18 protein-coding genes, 1 pseudogene and 1 riboswitch are annotated in these 18924 nt (G+C 66.3%); of the genes and pseudogenes, 16 read left to right on the top strand and 3 right to left on the bottom strand.

From position 1 onward, the window contains the following. Window positions 1–170 precede the first annotated feature (170 nt). From cobT to ACZ46Y_RS09180, 13 genes are all read left to right on the top strand, one after another. Window positions 171–1241, top strand: a complete 1071-nt coding sequence (gene cobT / locus ACZ46Y_RS09240) for a nicotinate-nucleotide--dimethylbenzimidazole phosphoribosyltransferase (RefSeq protein ID WP_311953514.1) — start codon at window positions 171–173, stop codon at window positions 1239–1241. Then, entirely contained in the window at window positions 1238–1957 is a 720-nt protein-coding gene (locus tag ACZ46Y_RS09235; RefSeq protein WP_311953511.1) for an adenosylcobinamide amidohydrolase, read from the top strand. Before cobT ends, ACZ46Y_RS09235 begins: the two co-directional genes overlap by 4 nt. Further along, window positions 1954–2931 (top strand): adenosylcobinamide-phosphate synthase CbiB, encoded by a 978-nt coding sequence (gene cbiB, locus ACZ46Y_RS09230; RefSeq protein ID WP_311953509.1) that lies wholly within the window; start codon window positions 1954–1956, stop codon window positions 2929–2931. Before ACZ46Y_RS09235 ends, cbiB begins: the two co-directional genes overlap by 4 nt. Next, window positions 2931–4016, top strand: coding sequence for a threonine-phosphate decarboxylase CobD (gene cobD, locus ACZ46Y_RS09225; RefSeq protein ID WP_311953506.1), 1086 nt, complete (start codon window positions 2931–2933; stop codon window positions 4014–4016). The genes cbiB and cobD overlap by 1 nt, the downstream gene beginning before the upstream one ends. Further along, complete coding sequence (locus ACZ46Y_RS09220; RefSeq protein ID WP_311953502.1) at window positions 4000–4581, top strand: bifunctional adenosylcobinamide kinase/adenosylcobinamide-phosphate guanylyltransferase; 582 nt, start codon at window positions 4000–4002, stop codon at window positions 4579–4581. Before cobD ends, ACZ46Y_RS09220 begins: the two co-directional genes overlap by 17 nt. Next, window positions 4578–5345, top strand: a complete 768-nt coding sequence (gene cobS, locus ACZ46Y_RS09215; protein WP_311953500.1) for an adenosylcobinamide-GDP ribazoletransferase — start codon at window positions 4578–4580, stop codon at window positions 5343–5345. The genes ACZ46Y_RS09220 and cobS overlap by 4 nt, the downstream gene beginning before the upstream one ends. Continuing rightward, window positions 5297–5968: a histidine phosphatase family protein gene (locus tag ACZ46Y_RS09210; RefSeq protein ID WP_311953496.1), complete on the top strand. Its 672-nt coding sequence runs from the start codon at window positions 5297–5299 to the stop codon at window positions 5966–5968. Before cobS ends, ACZ46Y_RS09210 begins: the two co-directional genes overlap by 49 nt. Continuing rightward, a complete protein-coding gene (locus ACZ46Y_RS09205) occupies window positions 5914–6339 on the top strand; it encodes a bifunctional adenosylcobinamide kinase/adenosylcobinamide-phosphate guanylyltransferase (RefSeq protein ID WP_311953493.1) in 426 nt (141 codons plus the stop codon). The genes ACZ46Y_RS09210 and ACZ46Y_RS09205 overlap by 55 nt, the downstream gene beginning before the upstream one ends. Before the next feature lie 42 nt (window positions 6340–6381). After that, window positions 6382–6629, top strand: a riboswitch (cobalamin riboswitch). A 159-nt stretch (window positions 6630–6788) separates the two neighbouring features. Further along, on the top strand, window positions 6789–8663 hold the full coding sequence (locus ACZ46Y_RS09200; protein WP_311953491.1) for a TonB-dependent receptor domain-containing protein: 1875 nt from the start codon (window positions 6789–6791) through the stop codon (window positions 8661–8663). Then, complete coding sequence (locus tag ACZ46Y_RS09195) at window positions 8653–9612, top strand: cobalamin-binding protein (RefSeq protein WP_311953489.1); 960 nt, start codon at window positions 8653–8655, stop codon at window positions 9610–9612. Before ACZ46Y_RS09200 ends, ACZ46Y_RS09195 begins: the two co-directional genes overlap by 11 nt. Next, window positions 9612–10595 carry a FecCD family ABC transporter permease gene (locus tag ACZ46Y_RS09190; RefSeq protein WP_311953486.1) on the top strand — a complete coding sequence of 328 codons (984 nt, stop codon included), beginning with the start codon at window positions 9612–9614 and terminating at the stop codon, window positions 10593–10595. Before ACZ46Y_RS09195 ends, ACZ46Y_RS09190 begins: the two co-directional genes overlap by 1 nt. Continuing rightward, window positions 10592–11362 (top strand): ABC transporter ATP-binding protein, encoded by a 771-nt coding sequence (locus ACZ46Y_RS09185; RefSeq protein WP_311953483.1) that lies wholly within the window; start codon window positions 10592–10594, stop codon window positions 11360–11362. Before ACZ46Y_RS09190 ends, ACZ46Y_RS09185 begins: the two co-directional genes overlap by 4 nt. Window positions 11363–11489: 127 nt before the next feature. Then, window positions 11490–11930 (top strand): YtoQ family protein, encoded by a 441-nt coding sequence (locus tag ACZ46Y_RS09180; protein ID WP_311953481.1) that lies wholly within the window; start codon window positions 11490–11492, stop codon window positions 11928–11930. A gap of 227 nt (window positions 11931–12157) precedes the next feature. On the opposite strand, the gene ACZ46Y_RS09175 is transcribed toward ACZ46Y_RS09180, so the two are convergent. After that, a complete protein-coding gene (locus tag ACZ46Y_RS09175) occupies window positions 12158–13558 on the bottom strand; it encodes an NAD(P)/FAD-dependent oxidoreductase (protein WP_311953478.1) in 1401 nt (466 codons plus the stop codon). A gap of 466 nt (window positions 13559–14024) precedes the next feature. On the opposite strand from ACZ46Y_RS09175, the gene ACZ46Y_RS09170 reads away from it, so the two are divergent. The 3 genes and pseudogenes from ACZ46Y_RS09170 to ACZ46Y_RS09160 all read left to right on the top strand — a co-directional run bounded on the left by ACZ46Y_RS09170 (window position 14025) and on the right by ACZ46Y_RS09160 (window position 16675). Then, complete coding sequence (locus ACZ46Y_RS09170) at window positions 14025–14492, top strand: hypothetical protein (protein WP_311953476.1); 468 nt, start codon at window positions 14025–14027, stop codon at window positions 14490–14492. 4 nt (window positions 14493–14496) lie between these two features. Next, window positions 14497–15213: pseudogene (locus tag ACZ46Y_RS09165) on the top strand (cobyric acid synthase); the annotation flags it as partial. A 229-nt stretch (window positions 15214–15442) separates the two neighbouring features. After that, the gene (locus ACZ46Y_RS09160) at window positions 15443–16675 is read left to right on the top strand and encodes a CynX/NimT family MFS transporter (RefSeq protein ID WP_311953473.1); all 1233 of its coding nucleotides are present in this window, start codon (window positions 15443–15445) and stop codon (window positions 16673–16675) included. A 173-nt stretch (window positions 16676–16848) separates the two neighbouring features. On the opposite strand, the gene azu is transcribed toward ACZ46Y_RS09160, so the two are convergent. Then, the gene (gene azu, locus ACZ46Y_RS09155) at window positions 16849–17316 is read right to left on the bottom strand and encodes an azurin (protein WP_311953468.1); all 468 of its coding nucleotides are present in this window, start codon (window positions 17314–17316) and stop codon (window positions 16849–16851) included. A 283-nt stretch (window positions 17317–17599) separates the two neighbouring features. Next, entirely contained in the window at window positions 17600–18898 is a 1299-nt protein-coding gene (pepQ, locus tag ACZ46Y_RS09150) for a Xaa-Pro dipeptidase (RefSeq protein WP_311953462.1), read from the bottom strand. Window positions 18899–18924 lie beyond the last annotated feature (26 nt).

Raw genomic sequence — 18924 nt, 5'->3', positions numbered from 1 at the left:
GAATCCGACGTATAAAGACTGACAGTCATTGTCGTTTAGCATCAAGGGTTATGCTCCGCTTATTAATAAGCTGGGATATTGCGTGACCAGAGTCAAGGCGTGCCGGGCTGGGTAGGCACCGCCGGCTTTGCTATGCTGAGCGCCGTTTTCTCGCCCGCCCGGAGCCCGCCATGCCCCCTTTATCCGCTGCGCCCGCGATCAAAGCGCTGGCCGCGCGCGTTCGCCCCGTCAACCGCCGGGCCGCAAACGCTACCCGCGCCTACCTGGATACGCTGACCAAGCCCCCGGGCAGCCTTGGCCGGGTGGAAGCCCTGGCCGTCCAGTTGGGTGGAATCATCGGCCAGACCAGCGACGTTAGCCCGCCGGCCTGCATTGTCTTTGCCGCCGACCACGGCGTGGCCGCCGAGGGTGTGTCGGCCTTCAGCCAGGACGTCACCGCGCAGATGGTCGCCAACTTTGCCGCCGGCGGCGCGGCCATCAACGTCTTTGCCGGGCGGATCAACGCGCGCGTCGAAGTGGTCGACGTCGGCGTAGCCGGCGACGTGGAGGCGCCGGGCGTGGTCAACGCCAAGGTGCGCCGGGGCACGGCCAGCATGCTCCGCGGCCCGGCCATGAGCCGGGAAGACGCCGAGGCCTCCCTTGACGCCGGCGTTCAGGCCGCCGGCCGGGCGCTTGATGCCGGCTGCCGCTGCTTGATCGTGGGCGAAATGGGCATTGCCAACACCACGGCGGCAAGTGCCGTGCTGGCGGTACTGAGCGGCCAGCCGGCAGCGCACCTGGTAGGGACAGGCACCGGCATCCGCCGCGAGACGCTGGCGCACAAGATCAGCGTGATCGAGCGCGCCGTTAACGCTCGCCCGGTGGATCCTCGCGAGCCGCTTGAAGTGCTGGCAAGCGTGGGCGGGCTGGAAATTGGCGCCATGGCCGGCGCCTACATCGCCGGTGCGGCGCGGGGCGTGCCCTGCGTGGTCGACGGCTTTATTGCCACCGTGGCTGCTCTGCTTGCCGCCAGGCTGTGCCCCGAGGTGCGCGGCTATCTGATCTTTGGCCACCGCAGCGCAGAGCCCGGCCACAACGTCGCCTTGGAAGCGCTGCACGCCGAGCCGCTGCTGGCGCTGGGCATGCGCCTGGGCGAGGGCACCGGGGCGGCGCTGGCGTTTCCGCTGCTGGACGCCGCCTGCGCCATGCTTCGCGACATGGCGACGTTCAGCGACGCCGGCGTGGACGACAGCCGCTCGTGACTCCGAGCGCTGAGGACGCTGCGCCGGCCGTGCGCCTGGCCTTTAGCGGCGGGCTTGAAGGCCGTTTTACGCCCGGCTGTATCCACCTGCGCGCTGACGCCCCGCTTGCCACGCTAAGCTCCGCGCTGGTGGGCGGCGGCGTTGGCACGAGGGGGGATTTCTGCAACTTCTACGTGGACAAGGACTACGCCGGCCGCGCGCCGGCGGACGACCTTGCCCGCTGGATTGCCGGACGTAAGATAAATGCAGACGGCGCGGTAGCGATGATGACCGCGGTGACGCTTGAGCACGCCGCGATGCACAGCGCCCCGCTTGGCAATCGGGAAAACGCCGTGCTGGCGCTTGCCACCGCGGGCAGCGGCAACGCCGTGGATATTACCGCCGCGGGCGCCGATCCGCGGCTGGTGGCCGGCACGATTAACGTATTCGTGTTTATCGATGCCCACCTGACGCCGGGGGCGCTGGTCAACGCCTGCCTCTCGGTGACCGAGGCCAAGGTAGCGGCCCTGAGCGATGAAAACGTTATGGATGCCCACAGCCGCACCCCGGCCACCGGCACCTCCACCGACTGCGTAAGCATTGCCGCCACCCAGCGCGGCGCACCCACGCCCTACGCCGGCTCCGGCACCGAGCTTGGCCGCGCCGTTGGCCGCACCACGTACCGCGCCGTGCGCGAGTCTTTACAGGCAGGCAACGGCGAGGAGCGCGGACGATGATGCTGGGTATCGCCCTGACCGCGCTTGCGGCCGCCGCCGTGGCGGTGGATCTCGCCGTGGGCGACCCGCGCCGGTTAACCCATCCGGTGGTGCTGATCGGACGGCTGATCGGCGCGCTGGAGGCCCGCCTCAACCGTGGCACCGCCCGCGCCCGCCGGCGGGGTGGTCTTGCCACCGTGCTGGTAACGGTAGCAAGCACCTTCGCGGCGACGTGGCTTGTGTGCCGGGGGCTTGGTGCGATTCACCCCTGGCTGGGAGTTGCCGCGGAGCTGTGGTTGGTCTCGACCGCGATAGCCATCAAGGGGTTGGGAGACGCCGGCCGCGCCGTGGCGGTACCGCTATCCCGGGGCGATTTGCCCGCGGCGCGTTCAGCCCTTGGCCGAGTGGTCGGGCGCGATACTCACAGCCTGAATGAGGCCGACGTTGCCCGCGGCGCGGTGGAAACCGTCGCCGAAAACACCGTGGACGGCATTACCGCGCCGCTGCTGTTTGCGCTTTTGGGCGGCGCGCCGCTGGCGCTGGCCTACAAGGCAGTGAATACGCTCGACTCCATGGTCGGCTACCGTACCCCGCGACACGAGGACTTCGGCCGCGCCGCCGCCAAACTCGACGACGTCGTCAACTGGCTGCCGGCGAGATTTACCGCGCTGTGCTTTTGCCTGGGCGGGCGCCGTACTTGGCAGGGCGCTTGGCGGGGCACGCGACGGGATGCCCCCAGGCACGCAAGCCCCAACGCCGGCTGGCCCGAGGCCGCGGTGGCGCACCGGCTGGGCATTGCGCTTGGCGGGGTGAGCCGCTACCAGGGGGTGATGTCCCGCAGCGCGACCCTGGGCGAGCCGAGAGAAACGCCCAATGCCGGCCATATTCACCGCGCCATTGCTCTGATGCACGCGGCCTGGGCGCGGTTTTTTGCCCTGGCGGCGGCAGTGATGATCGCCGCTGCGTGGCTGTTAAAAACGGGAGGTATCGGCTAATGGAGCCAGCCAATCGGGAAGACGCCAGCCCGTGGCCCCGCCACGGCGGGCAGGCGAGGGCGCTGCTTGCGCGCTTCGGGCTGCCGCCGGATCATTCCTTTGAGGACTTTAGCGCCAACCTCAACCCGCTGGGCCCGCCCGGCTGGGTGCCGGCGTGGCTTGAGCGCCACCTAAGCGAGCTTAGCCGCTACCCGGACGTGGACTATGTGGAAGCCCGTGCGGCGATTGCCGCCCACCACGGCGTAAGCCGTGACCAGGTGCTTGTGACCAACGGCGGCGGCGAGGCGATTTTTCTCGCCGCGGGGCTCTGCGCCGGCGGCCGTGCGGGGGTATTTGCCCCCACCTTCAGCGAGTACGCCCGAGCGCTTGCCGGGGTAGGGGCCGAGGTGCGCGAGATAGCGCCTGCCGACCCCCTCGACGATCTCGACGCGGTATTTCTCTGCCGGCCCAACAACCCCGACGGCCGGCTGCTGCCGCTTTCGGAAGTGGAGACGCTGCTCGCCCGGGCCGCGGCGGTAAACTGTCGGTTAATCGTCGACGAAGCCTTTATCGACCTGACTACAGATAACGCAGACGCCAACGCGCTGCCGGCGCGGCTGGCCACGCACCCGCAACTGATCCTGCTGCGCTCGATGACCAAGTTCTATACTCTGCCCGGGCTGCGGCTGGGCTACGCGCTGGCAAGCGAGGCGCTGATTGCCGCCATGGCCCGCCGCCAGCCGCCCTGGAGCGTCAATCAGCTGGCCGCGGGGCTTACCGCGCCGCTGCTGGCCGACACGGATTTCGCCGCCCGCACTCATGCCTGGCTGGCAGTAGAGCGTCCGCGCATGCAGGTAGCGCTTGAGCGCCGCGGGCTTGAGGTCGCACCCGGCGAGACCTGCTTTTTTCTGCTGCGCCCGAACCTTGAGGCTCGACGGCAGGGGCTTGACGCCGAGGCGCTGCTGGAGCGGCTGCTGCGCGGCGGAATTCTTGCCCGCCATACCCACGGCTATGCCGGGCTTGACGGCGGATGGCTGCGCCTTGCCCTGCGCGACAAGGATGCTAACAATCGGCTGCTCAAGGTGCTCGATGATTGTCTTCGTTAGCGGCGGGGCGCGCTCGGGCAAAAGCGCGGTGGCTGAGGCCGCGGTGCTTGAGGCTGCCGGCCCCGCGACGCCGTATTACGTTGCCACGGCGAGGGTCAGCGACGCAGAAATGGCCGCGCGGGTAGCCCGCCATCAGCGCTCTCGGGGCGAAGGCTGGGTAACGCTGGAAGCGCCGCTTTCGCTTGCCTCGGCAATAGCCCGGGTGCCCGCCGGCGGCGCGGCGCTAATTGACTGCCTGACGCTATGGGCAAGCCAGGTGCTTTATCCGCAGAAAGATAATGTTGAGCACCCAACGCCCGAGCAGGCGCTGGCGGAACTGGCCGAATGCCTGTGCGCCGCCCGCCGGCGTGGGATTACTTTGGTCGTGGTCTCCAACGATCTTAACGAGGCGCTTTTGCCCGATAGCCCCGAAGTGTGGCGCTACGTGGACTTTTTACAGCGGGCGCACCGGCTGGTGGCCGCCCGTGCCGACTCGGTTGTTGAGGTGGTGGCAGGCCGGCGCATCGAATGGAAGCCCGCCCAGCGTGCCTTGAAAAATGCCGTCTCAGGAGACGCTAAGCGATGAAAAATGCCGCCTTCGGGCTGATACTCGCGCTGCAGTTTCTCACCCGCATCCCCGTGCCCGTGACCTGCCCCTGGACGCCCGAGACCCGGCGCTTTGCGGTTCGCGCCTATCCGCTGGTGGGTATGCTGTTGGGCGGCGCGCTGGCGCTGGCGGCGTACCTGCTGACCGAGATATTCCCCGCCACCCCCGCGCCGCTTACGGCCCTGGTGCTGCTGAGCCTCTGGGTCGGGCTTTCCGGCGGGCTGCACCTAGACGGCCTGATGGACATGGCCGACGCCCTGGGCAGCAACCAGCCGCTGGAGCGCCGCTTTGCCATCATGCAGGACCCCCAGGTGGGAAGCTTCGGCATGCTCGCGCTATTTTTTCTGCTGGCGTGGAAGGGCGTGCTGCTGTGGGCGCTGGTGGAACACGGCGCCCCCGTGGGCTGGCTAATCGCCGTGCCGGCGCTGGGTCGCTGGCTCGGCGCGGCGTCGCTGGCCCTTATCCCCTGCGCCAAGCCCAGCGGGCTGGCGCACGCCTGGCAGCGCTCGCTTACCCCGCTGGACGCCGCCCTTGGGCTTGCCGCGCCGCTTGTGCTGGCGCTTGTCTGGCCCGGCGTGTGGCTGGCGCTTTTGGCCGCGGGGCTTTATTTTCTCGTCGCGCGTGCCGCGCTCAAGCGCTGGTTTGGGGGCATTACCGGTGATTTGGCCGGTGCGATGATCGAAGGAGGAGAGCTATGGCTGTTGCTGTGTCTGTGGAGCTGGTGGCAGTTCGCCACGGCATGACCGCCTGGAACCTGGAGCGACGCTACCAGGGCCAGCGCGATATTGCGCTGAAATTTCCCGAGGCTGAAGCGGCGCTTGAGCGGTTGCGCATTGGCCTTGAAGGTGAACGCTTTGCGCTCATCTACTCAAGCGATTTGACCCGCTGCCGCCAGACCCTTGAGTGGACCGGCGCGGCTGAAACAAACGGCGTGACGCCCGCTTTCGAGCCGCGCCTTCGCGAGATCGACTTCGGCGACTACGAGGGCAAGACCTACGACGAACTCAAGGACCGGCCCGACTACCGCGCCTGGATCGATAGCGTCGGCGAGCAGCGCATCCCCGGCGGCGAGAACGGCGCCGACCTGCGCGCCCGGCTGGACGACTGGTTAACGGACGTGGCCAAAGCGGCGGTCGAAGCGGGCGGCTCGGCACCGATAAAGGTGCTCGCCGTAGCCCACGGCGGGGTGATCCGCGAGCTGCGCCGGCGCTTTGAAAGCGTCGCGTTCTGGGACGCCACCGTGCGCCAGGCCGAAGGGCGGCGCTGGCAGCTGAACTATTCCCCCGAGGCAAATAAAAAGGGAGACGACCCGTGGCAGTGCAGCTGTTCCTCGGCGGTGCCCGCGCCGGCAAGCGCGACGCCGTAGCCGCCCGCTGGCCGAGCGCCCGCTGGCACAAGCTTGTGCCCGGCGAGACGCTTGCCGACTGGGCCGGCCAGGATGCGACGGACACGCCCACGGTGCTTTACGGCGTCCTCGTCTGGCTTGAAGACGCGCTTGCCGGAAGCGATGACGACGACGCCCTGCGCCGGCAGTGGCAGGAAGCGCTTGATGCGCTCGACGCGCGGTTTAATGCCGCGCCGCTGATTATCATCGGCCACGAAGTGGGCAGCGGCATTGTGCCCATGGAGCGCCTTGAGCGCCGCCTGCGCGACATGAACGGCTGGTTCAATCAGGACGTCGCCGCGTGCGCCGAGCGCGTATGGCAGGTGCGCCATGGGCTGGTCATGGCGCTGTAGGTACTCCCTTCGGCAGCGTTGCGTTACCGCGCGCAAATTGCTAGCTTACGCGCACTCTCAGGTGCCAGCCGCGTGATATTCGCGGCGGTGAAACGGGAAGTCGGTGCCCAATCCGACGCTGCCCCCGCAACGGTGATCGAGACAGCCGCTACGCAAGCCACTGCGCCGCTTTTATCCCCACAGGATAAAACGCGCGGGAAGGGCGTGGCGGCATAAAGGCCAATAGCCCGCCAAGAGCGCAACGCCTTTTGCTCGTCAGCCCGGAGACCGGCCTGAGCACACTGACCCACGCAATAGTGGGCAGAAAACAGGCCGTGGCGCGGTGGGCGTTGGCAGGCGGACCGGGCGCGCTCGCGCCGACTCCCTCTGCGTTATCTCCCTCTCTCCGCTCGCTCGGCATAAAAAACGCTACCCCCGTGCGGGTGAGCACGATGAGCAAGGGAACCTTCATGTCCAACCGTCTTTTCCTGTCTAACCGTTTTTCCGCCGGCAAAACGCTTGTGCCTTTCGCGCTGGCCGCATTGCCGCTGGCCGTTTCTGCGCAAACCCCGTCTATCTCCGAGCAGCCCGACCAGGCCGCTGCTGATACGCTAAACCCGGTCGTGGTCACCGCCACCCGCGCGCCGCGCACCGCCAATGAAACGCTGTCGTCGGTCACCGTTCTCGACGAAGCCACCCTGCGCCGCCAGGACCCGACCGAGCTGACCGACCTGCTGCGCGGCCAGCCGGGCGTCGACGTTAAAACCAACGGCAGCTTTGGTAAAACCAGCATCGTCTATCTGCGCGGCACCTCGAGCGGCTCCACGCTGTTCATGATCGACGGCATCCGCCTGCGCTCGGCGACGCTGGGCTCGCCGAGCTACCAGTACCTTGATCCGCGCATGTTCAACCGCGCCGAAGTGGTGCGCGGTCCGCGCGGCAGCCTTTACGGCGCCGATGCGGTGGGCGGGGTAATTCAGCTGTTTACCCCCCAGGGCGAAAAAGCCGGCCCCCAGCCGCGTATTTCCGTGGGCGGCGGCTCGTTCAACACCCGCCGAGTCAGCGCCGGCATCAGCGGCAAGAGCGATTCGGGTCAGAACGGCACCACCCGCTACAGCTTCGCCGGCAGCCACTTTGCCACCGACGGCCAGCCGGTGCGCCGGGGCGGCGAGGACATGGGCTACGACAACACCTCGGCGCTGGCGCGGGTGTCCCACACCTTCAACGACGGCTCCGAGATCGGCGCGCTGGCGCTGCGTGCACGCGGCAACACCGAGTTTGACGCCAGCGGTGACAAGGCCGACACCGACTACGTACAGCAGGTCGCCGGCGTGTACGGCGAGCTGGCTCTGAGCGACGATTTTCGTACCCGCCTGACCTTGAGCGAGGCCCGGGACGAAACCGAGACCGAGTATTACGCCAGCGAATACACTACCCAAAGCCGCACCGTACGCTGGGAAAATACGCTGGACGTGGGGTATCACCAGTTTATTGCCGGTGCCGAATACCGCGACGACAGCGTGGAAGACAGCGATACCGGCTTTGGCACCTACGAGGTGGAAAGCCGCGATAACAAGGCGGTGTTTACTCAGGCACTGCTGGATTTCGCCCCGCTGACCGTGCAGGGCAGCCTGCGCTTTGACAACAACGAAGCCTACGGCGAAGAAGTCACCGGCGGGCTGGCGCTGGGCTACGCGCTGGATGATCACCACACCGCGCGTGCCAGCTACGGCACTGCCTTCCGCGCGCCGACGTTCAACGACCTTTACTACCCGGATTACGGCAACTCCGATCTGGAAGCCGAAACCTCCAAAACCGTTGAGCTGGGCGTACGCGGCCAGTACACAAGCTGGTTCTGGGACGCGGCGATTTACCAGACCGAGATCGACAACCTGATTTCCGGGCAAACGTCCGCCTTCAACACACCCGAGGCGCGCATTCGCGGGGCCGAAATCGCAAGCGGCGTCGAGATCGACGGCTGGACCGCCCAGGCGGCGCTGACCTACCTTGAGCCGGAAGACAAGGACACCGGCAACCGCCTGGCCGGCCGCGCCAGCGAGAGCCTGCGGCTGGATCTGGACCGCGAGCTGGGCGAGTGGTCCGTAGGCGGCTCCTGGGTAGCGCAAAACCACCGCTACGCCGATGCGGCCAACGACGAGCGCCTGGCCGGCTACGGCATCGTCAACCTGCGCGCCGGCTGGGCGTTTGCCCCCCTGTGGCAGGCCCGGGTCACGCTGGATAACGCCTTTGATAACGACTACGCCACCACGCGCTTTTCCAACGGCGACGACTACCTGAACGCCGGCCGCGCCGCCTACCTGAGCGTGAGCTTCGGTGCGCAGTAAGCGCTTAAGGCGCGGAGCAGGGCCGCTGGCAGCGGCGGCCCTGGCGTGCGCGTTCGTCACCCAGGGCGCCTTCGCCGGGGCGGATGCTAAGCCCTGCGCGGTGGACGATCTGGAGCGCGAGGTCTGCCTTGACGCGCCGGCCCAGCGCATTGTGGCGCTTTCTCCCGGCGCTACCGAGCTTGCCTTTGCCGCCGGCGCGGGGGATGACGTGGTCGCGGTGGTGGAACACAGCGACTACCCCGCCCGCGCTCGCAAGCTGCCCTCGGTGGGGGATTACAGCCGCATCGATCTGGAAGCGCTGGTAGGGCTTGGGCCGGATCTGGTGATCGGCTGGGAAACCGGCAACCCGGGCAAGCAGCTGGAAACGCTGGAGTCGCTGGGCACCAAGGTGTTCTACATTGAGCCGCGCACGGTCGACGGCGTGGCCGCAGCCCTGAACCGCCTGGGCCGGCTTGCCGGCAGCGAAGATATTGCCGAGCAGGAAGCCGAGGCGTTTCTCGCCGGCATGGCCAAGCTCAAGGCCCGCTACGCCGAGCGCGCGCCGGTGCGCGTGTTCTACCAGGTGTGGGACGCGCCGCTGATGAGCCTCAACGACGAGCACCTGATCGGCCGCGCGATTACCGACTGCGGCGGAGTTAACGTGTTTGGCGAGCGCCCCCGGCTGGTGCCGCGGCTTGACGATGAAGCGGTGCTTGCCGCCAACCCCGAGGTGATCATCACCGGCAGCAGCGATGCCTCAAACGGCGACGAGGAGAACGCTCGCCACCAGTGGCTTTCTCACTGGCAGCAGTACTCGAGCATGGCCGCGGTTCAGCGGGAGAGTCTTTACACCGTGCCCGCCGACCCGCTGGTGCGGCCCACCCCGCGCTTTTTGCAGGGCGCGCAAAGCCTCTGCGAGCGCATCGACCAAGCCCGTAAAAACCAACCCCGTGAGGGCGGCTCCAAGTAATGCGGCGTACGGGCAGCCAGGCAAGCTTGCCGCTGGTACTACTCACACTTGGCGCCGTTGTCGCCCTTGGCCTGTCGCTGGGCGTAGGCAGCGCGTCGATCTCGCTGGACCAGCTCCGCGCGATTGCGCTGGGCGAGGGCGACGCGCTGGCGCGCACCATGGTGCTGGAGCTGCGCCTGCCCCGGGCGCTGTCCGCGTTCGCCGTGGGCGGGCTTTTGGCCGTGGCCGGAGCGCTGATGCAGGTGCTGTTGCGCAACCCGCTGGCCGATCCCTACGTGCTGGGTATTTCCGGCGGCGCGGCGATTGGCGCGCTGGGGGCGATGATGCTGGGGCTGGGCGGTTTGTTGGCCTCCACCTCGGCCTTCGGCGGTGCGCTTTTTTCCACGCTTTTGGTGTTTGGCCTGGCCCACGGTCGCGGCGGCTGGTCGCCTACGCGGCTGCTGCTCACCGGCATTGTGGTGGCCTCGGGCTGGGGCGCGCTGATTACGCTTATGCTTTCCATGACGCCGGCGGAGCGCCTGCCGGGCATGCTCTACTGGCTGATGGGCGATCTTTCCTACGCTCGTGAGCCCGGACTGCCGCTGGCGCTGTTGGCGGTGACCTGCCTGGGGCTTCTGCCGCTGGGGCGCAGCCTGAACGTGCTGGCCCGGGGGGCCAATCAGGCCGCCGCGCTGGGCGTGGATGCGCGCCCGATTGAGTGGGGCATCTACGCCATCGCCAGCCTGCTCACCGCCGTGGCCGTGGCCACCGCCGGCAGCATTGGCTTTGTGGGGCTGGTGGTGCCGCACATGCTGCGCCTGGTGCTGGGCAACGACCAGCGTATTGCGCTGCCCGCCTGTGCGCTGGCCGGCGGCACGCTGCTGCTGCTGGCGGATACGCTGGCGCGCACGGTGATCGCCCCGGAGCAGCTGCCGGTGGGCGTGATTACCGCGCTGCTCGGCGTGCCGACGTTTCTGTTTCTGCTGTATCGGAGCGGGCAATGAGCGTTCTTGCCGCGCGTGACCTGTTTATCGACGTGCCCGGCCGCCAAAGCGGCCAGGCGCTGAACTTCGCCGTTGAGCCGGGGCAGGTGTGGGGGGTGCTTGGCCCCAACGGGGCGGGCAAGACCACGCTTCTGCATACCCTGGCCGGCCTGCATCCGCCCCTGGCCGGGCAGGTCATCCTGGACGATGCCTCCCTTGCGCGCATGCGCCGCCGCCGGGTGGCGCAAAAGCTGGGGCTGGTGTTTCAGGAGCGGGTCGACGGCTTTCCCTCAACGGTTGAAGAAACCGCGATGCTCGGCCGGCATCCGTACTTGTCCTACTGGCAGCGGGAAAGCGCCGAGGATATAGACCGCATGCAGGCGGCCCTTGAGCGGCTGGACGTGGCGCACCTGAGGCAGCGGCCGGTGGGTACGCTCTCCGGCGGCGAGCGCCAGCGGGTGGCGATTGCCACGCTGTTGACCCAGGATCCCGCGGTGTGGCTGGTAGACGAGCCCACCAACCATCTGGACCTGCACCACCAAAGCGCGGTGATGGCGCTAATGCGCGAGCAGGCCGCCTCGGGGCGTGCGCTGATGCTGTGCCTGCACGATTTGAACCTGGCCGCCCGCTGGTGCAGCCACGTGCTGCTGCTCTACCCGGACGGCGAGGCCTGCTGGGGCGCGGCCCGGGATATGCTGGAACCCTGCGCGCTTGAGCAGCTTTACCGCCAGCGGCTCAAGGTAGTGGAAGTGGACGGCGCGCCGGTATTCGTGCCGGTGAACGACTGACGATGCCCTGGTTCGTCGGCATATTTATGGAAGGATTTTCCATAAACGCGATATGGGCTATCATGGCGCATTGTTTATGACAGACGATTCATGACACACGGTTCGTGACCCATAGCAGGAGAACATTATGAGCTTTTACGTTTACCTTTCCGGCGAGATCCACACCGACTGGCGTGACGAAATCCAGCGCGGCGCCGAAGCCGCCGGCCTGGACGTGGTATTTACCGCGCCGGTCACCGACCACGACGCCAGCGACGCCGCCGGCGACCATCTGGGCGCCGAAGACAAGCAGTTCTGGCGCGATCACCAGTCGTCCAAGGTTAACGCCATCCGCACCCGCACGCTGATCGAGCAGAGCGACCTGGTCGTCGTGCGCTTCGGCGACAAGTACAAGCAGTGGAACGCCGCCTTCGACGCCGGCTACTGCGCCGCACTGGCCAAGCCCTACATTACCCTGCACAGCGAAGACATCGTTCACCCGCTGAAAGAAGTCGACGCCGACGCCCAGGCCTGGTGCACCACCACCGACCAGGTCGTGGAAATCCTGCGCTACGTGCTCAAGGCCTAAGCATGGCTTAAGCCTTTTCGGCTTGCGTAACGTCAAAAAGCGCCCCGCGGGGCGCTTTTTTTGTGATAGCTGACTGGCCTGCCAGGCCGCCATATTTTCCATGTGTCATCGCGAGCTGGCGAAGCGATCTCGGGGTTCTCACCAGCGGCATGGTAAGGAGATCGCCACGCTTCGCTCGCGATGACACGAATAGAAAGTATCGTGCGAGTAAGCCAAGGATTTGCTATCTACGCGCTCTTCACGCCGGTCTTTTCCCTGGCCTTGCGCGTGGCGGGCTGGTCTTCCCGCGGGTCGTTGAGGAAGGCTTCCAGCGAGTCGTCCATCGCATCCAGCCAGCGGGTGTGGTGGGCCGGGGCCTGGGTGCCGGTCATCAGCGAGCGGTAGGAGCGGTCGCGGAAGCTCATGATGCCCGCGTGCTTGTCGCGCTCCCAGGCGAGGAACGTCTGGTTGACGCCATCGATGTCAAAGCTCGGGTAGTCGGTCTGCTCAATCAGGCGGCGCACGTAGTCGCCCTGAAAGCGGATCATCGCCTCGTTGTCGTCGAGCGCCTCTTCCCGGGCGCGCCACTCGGCGCTGTCACTTTGCATCGCGGCTTTTTCCGGCAGGCTGATGCGGCCGAGAATCACGTCGCGCACGAACCACGCCTGGGCGTCGAACATGTTGAAGGTGTACCACTGATCCTGCATGCCCAAATAGAACATCCTGGGATTGTCTTCCCAGACCACGCCCTGGTAGAGGTTCAGCGGCCACAGGCGGTTGTTGGTTTTCAGCCGCAGGCTGTCCGGCAGGAAGGGGAAGTGGTGCAGGTAGCCAGTGCACAGAATGATCGCGTCGACGCGCTTGCGGGTGCCGTCGATAAAGTGCGCGGTATTGCCGGAGACGTAGTCCAGCAGCGGCTTTTCTTCCCAGTTCTCGGGCCACTCAAAGCCCATGGGGGCCGAGCGGTAGCTGGTGGTAATGCTGCGCGCGCCGTACTTGTAGCACTGGGAGCCGATGTCTTCGGCGGAGTAGCTGGAGCCGATCAGCAAAAGGTCCTTGCCGTGAAATTCCAGCGCGTCGCGGAAGTCGTGGGCGTGCAGCACCCGGCCGTTGAAGTCGCTAAAGCCTTCAAACTCGGGCTTGTTGGGCGTGGAGAAGTGCCCGGATGCAACGATGACGTGATCAAAGGTGGATGACTCCACCACGTCGGTATTGTGGTCGTGTACGGTCACGGTAAACAGGCCGCTGGCGTCGTCAAAGCTTACGTTGCGCACCGGGCAGTTAAAGCGAATGAAACGGCGCACGTCGGCCTTTTCCACGCGGCCCTTGATGTAGTCCCAGAGCACGGCCCGGGGCGGGTAGGAGGCGATGGGTTTGCCGAAGTGCTCTTCAAAGCTGTAGTCGGCAAACTCCAGGCATTCCTTGGGGCCGTTGGACCACAGATAGCGGTACATGCTGCTATGCACGGGTTCGCCATGGTTATCAAGGCCGGTCTGCCAGGTGTAGTTCCACTGGCCGCCCCAGTCGCTTTGGCGCTCAAAGCACACAAGCTCGACCGCTTCGGCGTCTTGCTCGGCGGCGGACTGGAAGGCTCGCAGCTGGGCCAGGCCGCTGGGGCCAGCGCCGATAATGGCAACGCGTTGGGTCATATCATCATGCTCCGGTCTGGCTGACGCCGGGCAGGCTCAACGCGCTGCGCGGGGGTGTCAGCATTGGCTGGATGTCATGGACGCCCGACGGCCGGCCGCGCAGAAAATACGCGCAGGCGCGGCCAATCGCAGGCCTGTCCGGCCCGGACGGAAGTGACCGCAAGATGCAAGGCATGGTGAGGCTTGCAGGAGGGGGCGATGCTGCGTCTGGCAGCACGCCGGGAAGAAGCGCGGTGAGGCGCTTCGAGCCGTTATTCTCGGGTTTCCATAACTATTGGTTATCAAAGTACGCGATAATCCATAGCCAAGTCAAATATGGCAGCGCCGCTGCCCAGCGCTGGATAGTCATCAGGAAGAAAGTGGCAGCGAATAAGAACTTTGTCTGCTGTCGGTTTCGGCGATGCCGCTGGCCGGTATACTGGCGCCAGTGCCACGATGCTGGCGCGAGCCACAACGGAGGATGATCATGCAAGGATTCACCCGGCTGCCGGCCTTCGCCCTGGTCGCGTTTCTGGCCCTGATGCTGGGCGCGGGAAGCGCCCATGCCGACCGCCGCCACGACGGCTACAGCGGCGCGACCGACGGCTATTCCGGCGCCACCGACGGCTACAGCGGCGCCACCCGTCAAGACAACGGCTGGCGCCACCGTGACCATGAGCTGAAACGTCAGCAGCGCCGCGCGCTGGAGCGCTTCGAGCGTCAGCGCGAGCGCGACTATCGCCGTCTGGAAAACCGCCGCTTTCGCTCCGAGCGCGCCCGAGAGCGCGCCTTCCGCGACCTTGAGCGCGAACACGAAGCGCGGCTGCGCCAGATCCTTGGGGAATCGCGCTATGACGAGGAGTACCGGCGCTACGACGATTACGACCGCCGCGGCTACGACCGCCCCGAAGAGGCGGTGATCCACCTGATTCTGCGCGAAATCCTCAACCGGTAGCATGATGACCACGCTGATGATCCAGGGCACGACGTCGGATGCGGGCAAGAGCACCGTGGTTGCCGGGCTTTGCCGCGTGCTCAAGCGCCGGGGGGTGTCGGTGGCGCCGTTCAAGCCCCAGAACATGGCGCAGCACGATGAAGCCACCGTGGACGGTGGGCGGGTTGGCCGCTCAACCGCATTTCAGGCGTTAGCGGCCGGCGTTGGCGTACACAGCGACATGAATCCGGTGCTTTTGAAGCCCTCAAGCGAGCGGGGCGCCGAGGTGTTTCTGCGCGGGCAGCTATATGGCCACATGGACGCGCTGAACTACCATGCCTCCGACGCTCAAGCCTTCAAGCGTACGGCTCGACACAGCATGATGGACGCCTGGCAGGCGCTGTCTTCGCGCTTTGACGTGATCATTGCCGAAGGCGCCGGCAGCCCGGCGGAGATTAACCTGCGCGAGGGCGACATCGCCAATATGGGCTTTGCCGAGGCGGCGGACTGCCCGGTGCTGCTGGTGGGCGATATCGACCGCGGCGGGGTGTTCGCCCAGCTGGTGGGTACTTTGGCGTTAATCAGCGAATCCGAACGGGCGCGCACCCGCGGCTTTATCATCAACCGCTTTCGCGGCGCGATGGCGCTTTTGACGCCGGGGCTTGACTGGCTCGAAGACTATACCCAAAAGCCGGTACTGGGCACGCTGCCGTATTTGTCCCGGCTGATGCGCGATGCCGATTATCGTCTTGTAAGCGGCGAGGCCGCCGAGCGCGAGCTTGACCGTCTGGCCGGTACCCTTGAACAGCATCTGGATATTGACGCCGTGCTGGCGCTGCTGAAGTCCGCCTGAAACGCCGCTTCACCGCGTTACTACCTGCCCCTGTCCTGGAAAACCTGCTTTCTGTATACAATCTCGCCCGTTAGCGTGTTAAAAGTGTGGGCTTTCCCCGAACCACCGCGAGGCGACGATGACGACACCGGGCAATACGGCCAGCCGTACAGCGGCCCACACGGAAACGCTGCAGTTTGTCGGCGGGCTTTTGCTGATCATGGCGCTGGGGCTCAACCTGCGGCCGCTGCTGGCCTCTGCAAGCCCGCTGATGGGAGATATCCGCGCCGCGACGGGGCTGGGCTACGGCGTGCTCGCCTGGCTAACCACGCTGCCTTTTCTGTGCATGGGCGCGGTGGCGCTTGCCAGCGGCCGTTTGCAGCGCCTGCTGGGCGAAAGCCGCGGCATCATGCTCTCGCTGGCCGCTATCGGCGTGGCCTGCGCGCTGCGCCAGCTAAGCGGAACGGGTACCACGCTGCTCTCCACGGCGCTGCTGGGCGGCGCCGGCATCGCGCTGATCCAGGCGCTGGTACCGGGGCTGGTCAAGCGCCGCTTTGGCGCACGCATGCCGCTGGTGATGGGGCTTTACTCCGCCTCGCTGATGTCCGGCGGCGGGCTCTCGGCGTGGGTTAGCCCGCGCCTGGCCGAGATAGGCGGCTGGCAGCTGGGGGTGGGGATCTGGTGGGTGCCGGCGCTGGTGACGCTGGCGGGCTGGTTCATGATCTTTCGCCGCCGCGCCGCGCCGCCGCCTGAAACCGCCGCCATCGAAGGCGTGCGCCCCTGGCGGTTAAAGCGCGCCTGGCTGCTGGCGCTGTACTTCGGGGTGATCAACGCGGGCTATTCAAGCGTGGTGACCTGGCTGCCGGTGTATTACCAGGAGCTGGGCCGAAGCGCGGTGGCCGGCGGGCGGCTCCTGGCGTGGATGACCATCTTTCAGGTGCTGGCCGCGCTGGTCATGCCGATGCTGGCCCAGCGGCAAAAAACCGCCGACCGCCGCTGGCTGCTGGGCGTAAGCCTGGCGGCTCAGCTCACGGGATATCTGGGCCTGATCTTTATGCCGCAGTCGCTGGCGCTTTTGTGGAACGCCATTGCCGGCTTTGGGCTGGGGGCGTGTTTCTCGCTGGGGCTGATACTGGCGCTTGATCACCTGCCCGACGCCCGAGCGGCGGGGCGCCTGGCGGCCTTCATGCAGGGTTTCGGCTTTATGCTCAACGCCATGTCGCCGTGGATTAGCGGCACCCTGCGCGAAATGACCGGCAGCTTCATCGCCGCCTGGGCGCTGCTCGCCGTGGTCATTGTGGCCATGCTGCTGGTGACGCTGCGCTTCAGCCCCAAGCGCTACGCGCAGGTAATGCGGGATGGCGTTAAGTGATTTAGCAGACCGCCGGTAGCGAGAAACCCCGAGATGGCTTTCACTGCGTTTGCCATGACCCTCGTAGGGAAGGGTGGCACGATCTGGCACCTACAAAAACGCCGGCAAGCGTTGGCTTGCCGGCGTATGCGAAAACGGTTGGCTCGGGCGTATACCCGGGCACCTGGCCGTTTTTAGTCTTCCTTGGTGACGGTGAAGCTGCCGTTCATGGACGCGTAGTGACCCGGGAAGGTGCAGAAGAAGGTCAGATCGCGATCTTCCAGGCCTTCGGTGGAGAAGGTCACGCTGGTTTCTTCACCGCCGCCGACAACCTCGGTGTGAGCAATGACGCGCTCGTCATCTTCGGGCAGGTAGTCGTTTTCCAGCCCTTCGCCCATACCGTCCTTGGCCACGTCTTCATAGACGTCGGAGTCGGACAGCACCCAGTTGTGGCCCATGGCGCTGACGTCCATTTCGCCGGTGTGCTCAAGGGTGACGGTCACTTCGTCGCAGCTGGCCGGCACGCTCATTTCGTCCTTGTTGAACTGCATCTGGTCATCGCCTTCGATGGTCAGTTCGCATTCATCGGCGGCCATGGTCGGAGAAGCAAACGCCATGGCGGCAAAAGCGGCGGCGGGAATCAGCATCCAGGATGTTTTCATGTTGATCGATCCTTACTCTTTTTGGCTAGCGGGTTTTGACGTGCAAAGTGTCCGCAACGGCGGCGACAACGGTCGATGGAGTTGAGGGCGTTGCCGCGTACTGCTTGCCGTCCGGTGTATGAGCAGTAAATAAAGCGCGTTCCATTCTTGAGCGCCTGACGGCATCTGTCAAGAAAGCGCGCCCTGTGTCTCGCTGGTGATTAAGACTGGCCGCCGGGGGAAAAGTTCAGCGGCTTTATCGCGTTTCGTCTCTCATCAAGGCGTTTCCCCCGGCGGTGGTGGCTCAGGGCGTGAGGTTGTCAAACCCGCTATCGGTCACCGCGACGTTGTCTTCGATGCGTATACCGCCGCAGGGCATGAGCTGCTCGACCAGCGGCCAGTTGACCGGGGCGCCGGTGTCGCGCAGGGGCTCAAGCAGCATGGGGATGAAGTAAAGTCCCGGCTCGATGGTGACCACCATGCCCGGCGTAAGCGTCCGGGTAAGCCGCAGCGCCGGGTGGTCGTCGGGGGCCGGGGCGGGGGTGCCGTCGGCGGCTTTCAGCCCGGCGACGTCGTGGACCTGGATGCCCAGCGAATGGCCCACGCCGTGAGGGCAGAAAGCCCGGGTGACCCCGCTTGCCACGCAGTCGTCGGCGGTGCCGCGGTAGAGGTCGTGGCTGACCAGGATGTCGCCCAGCCGGCGGTGCATGGAAAGCTGCAGCTCGGCGTAGTCAACGCCCGGGGCGATATCGGCCACCAGCGCGTCCTTGAGCTCGTGCATGGCGCTGATCAGCTGGGCAAAAAGCGCCGGGGCATCGGGCCCGGCATGGGTGCGGGTGATGTCCGAGCAGTAGCCGCGAAAGCGCCGCCCGGCGTCGACCAGCAGGCTGTAGCGCCCGGCAGGGGCGTGCAGATCGTAGTGCTGGTAGTGCAGCACGCCGGCGTGCTCGTTGAGCCCGACGATGTTGTCGTAGGGCACGTGGGACTCGCGCTGGCGGCTGGCGCCAAGGTAGGCGAGCTGAATATCGAGCTCCGCCCCGGCGCCGGCAAAGCCTGCGTGGGCGGCCTCGTGGCCGGCCATGGCCAGGCGGTTGGCTTCGCGCAGGCAGGCGATCTCATAGGGGCTTTTGTACAGGCGAAGCTCGTCCAGCGCGTGGACCAACGCCGGCGGGTTGGCCTCGCCGTGGGGCAGGGCAACCGGGCCGTCCTGGAGAGCCTCGACGTTGCCGATCAGCGCGACCCGGCCGCGAAGCGCGGGAGCGGTGGGCTCGCTTGCAAGCTCGATATCAAACTCGCCGACCCAGGGTTCGTCGGGAAGCGACAGCGTCAGGTGCCAGAAGTCTGTGGGCGCGTGCAGCACCAGCCGCGGCTTGGTGTTGGGGGTGATGACCAGCCAGCTGTGCTGGGCTTCGAGCAGCGCCGTCCAGTGCATGAAGTGCCCGTCGGCTTGAAACTCGGGGTACTGGTCGTCGCCGTAGTGGGGCAGGGCGTGGCCGCTGTAAAGCGCGATGGCGTCCAGCCCGTGCTTGTGCATCAGCTCGCGATAGGCCGTGAGTAGCCGTTGGATATGGTCTTTTTGCAGGCGGTCAAGGGTGTCGGCCATGGGGGCTCCGTTGTGGGCGAGTGTGG

It is taken from the genome of Halomonas garicola (assembly GCF_055382465.1).
The sequence above is the reverse complement of the archived record's forward strand: the minus strand, read 5'-3'. Positions and strand labels throughout refer to the sequence as shown.

Coding starts and splice junctions, on each gene's coding strand:
- pepQ (WP_311953462.1), bottom strand. CDS start 18,898: ATGGCCGACACCCTTGACCGCCTGCAAAAAGACCATATCCAACGGCTA.
- cbiB (WP_311953509.1), top strand. CDS start 1,954: ATGATGCTGGGTATCGCCCTGACCGCGCTTGCGGCCGCCGCCGTGGCG.
- ACZ46Y_RS09175 (WP_311953478.1), bottom strand. CDS start 13,558: ATGACCCAACGCGTTGCCATTATCGGCGCTGGCCCCAGCGGCCTGGCC.
- ACZ46Y_RS09170 (WP_311953476.1), top strand. CDS start 14,025: ATGCAAGGATTCACCCGGCTGCCGGCCTTCGCCCTGGTCGCGTTTCTG.
- ACZ46Y_RS09185 (WP_311953483.1), top strand. CDS start 10,592: ATGAGCGTTCTTGCCGCGCGTGACCTGTTTATCGACGTGCCCGGCCGC.
- cobD (WP_311953506.1), top strand. CDS start 2,931: ATGGAGCCAGCCAATCGGGAAGACGCCAGCCCGTGGCCCCGCCACGGC.
- cobT (WP_311953514.1), top strand. CDS start 171: ATGCCCCCTTTATCCGCTGCGCCCGCGATCAAAGCGCTGGCCGCGCGC.
- azu (WP_311953468.1), bottom strand. CDS start 17,316: ATGAAAACATCCTGGATGCTGATTCCCGCCGCCGCTTTTGCCGCCATG.
- ACZ46Y_RS09200 (WP_311953491.1), top strand. CDS start 6,789: ATGTCCAACCGTCTTTTCCTGTCTAACCGTTTTTCCGCCGGCAAAACG.
- ACZ46Y_RS09220 (WP_311953502.1), top strand. CDS start 4,000: ATGATTGTCTTCGTTAGCGGCGGGGCGCGCTCGGGCAAAAGCGCGGTG.
- ACZ46Y_RS09180 (WP_311953481.1), top strand. CDS start 11,490: ATGAGCTTTTACGTTTACCTTTCCGGCGAGATCCACACCGACTGGCGT.
- ACZ46Y_RS09210 (WP_311953496.1), top strand. CDS start 5,297: ATGGCTGTTGCTGTGTCTGTGGAGCTGGTGGCAGTTCGCCACGGCATG.
- cobS (WP_311953500.1), top strand. CDS start 4,578: ATGAAAAATGCCGCCTTCGGGCTGATACTCGCGCTGCAGTTTCTCACC.
- ACZ46Y_RS09160 (WP_311953473.1), top strand. CDS start 15,443: ATGACGACACCGGGCAATACGGCCAGCCGTACAGCGGCCCACACGGAA.
- ACZ46Y_RS09190 (WP_311953486.1), top strand. CDS start 9,612: ATGCGGCGTACGGGCAGCCAGGCAAGCTTGCCGCTGGTACTACTCACA.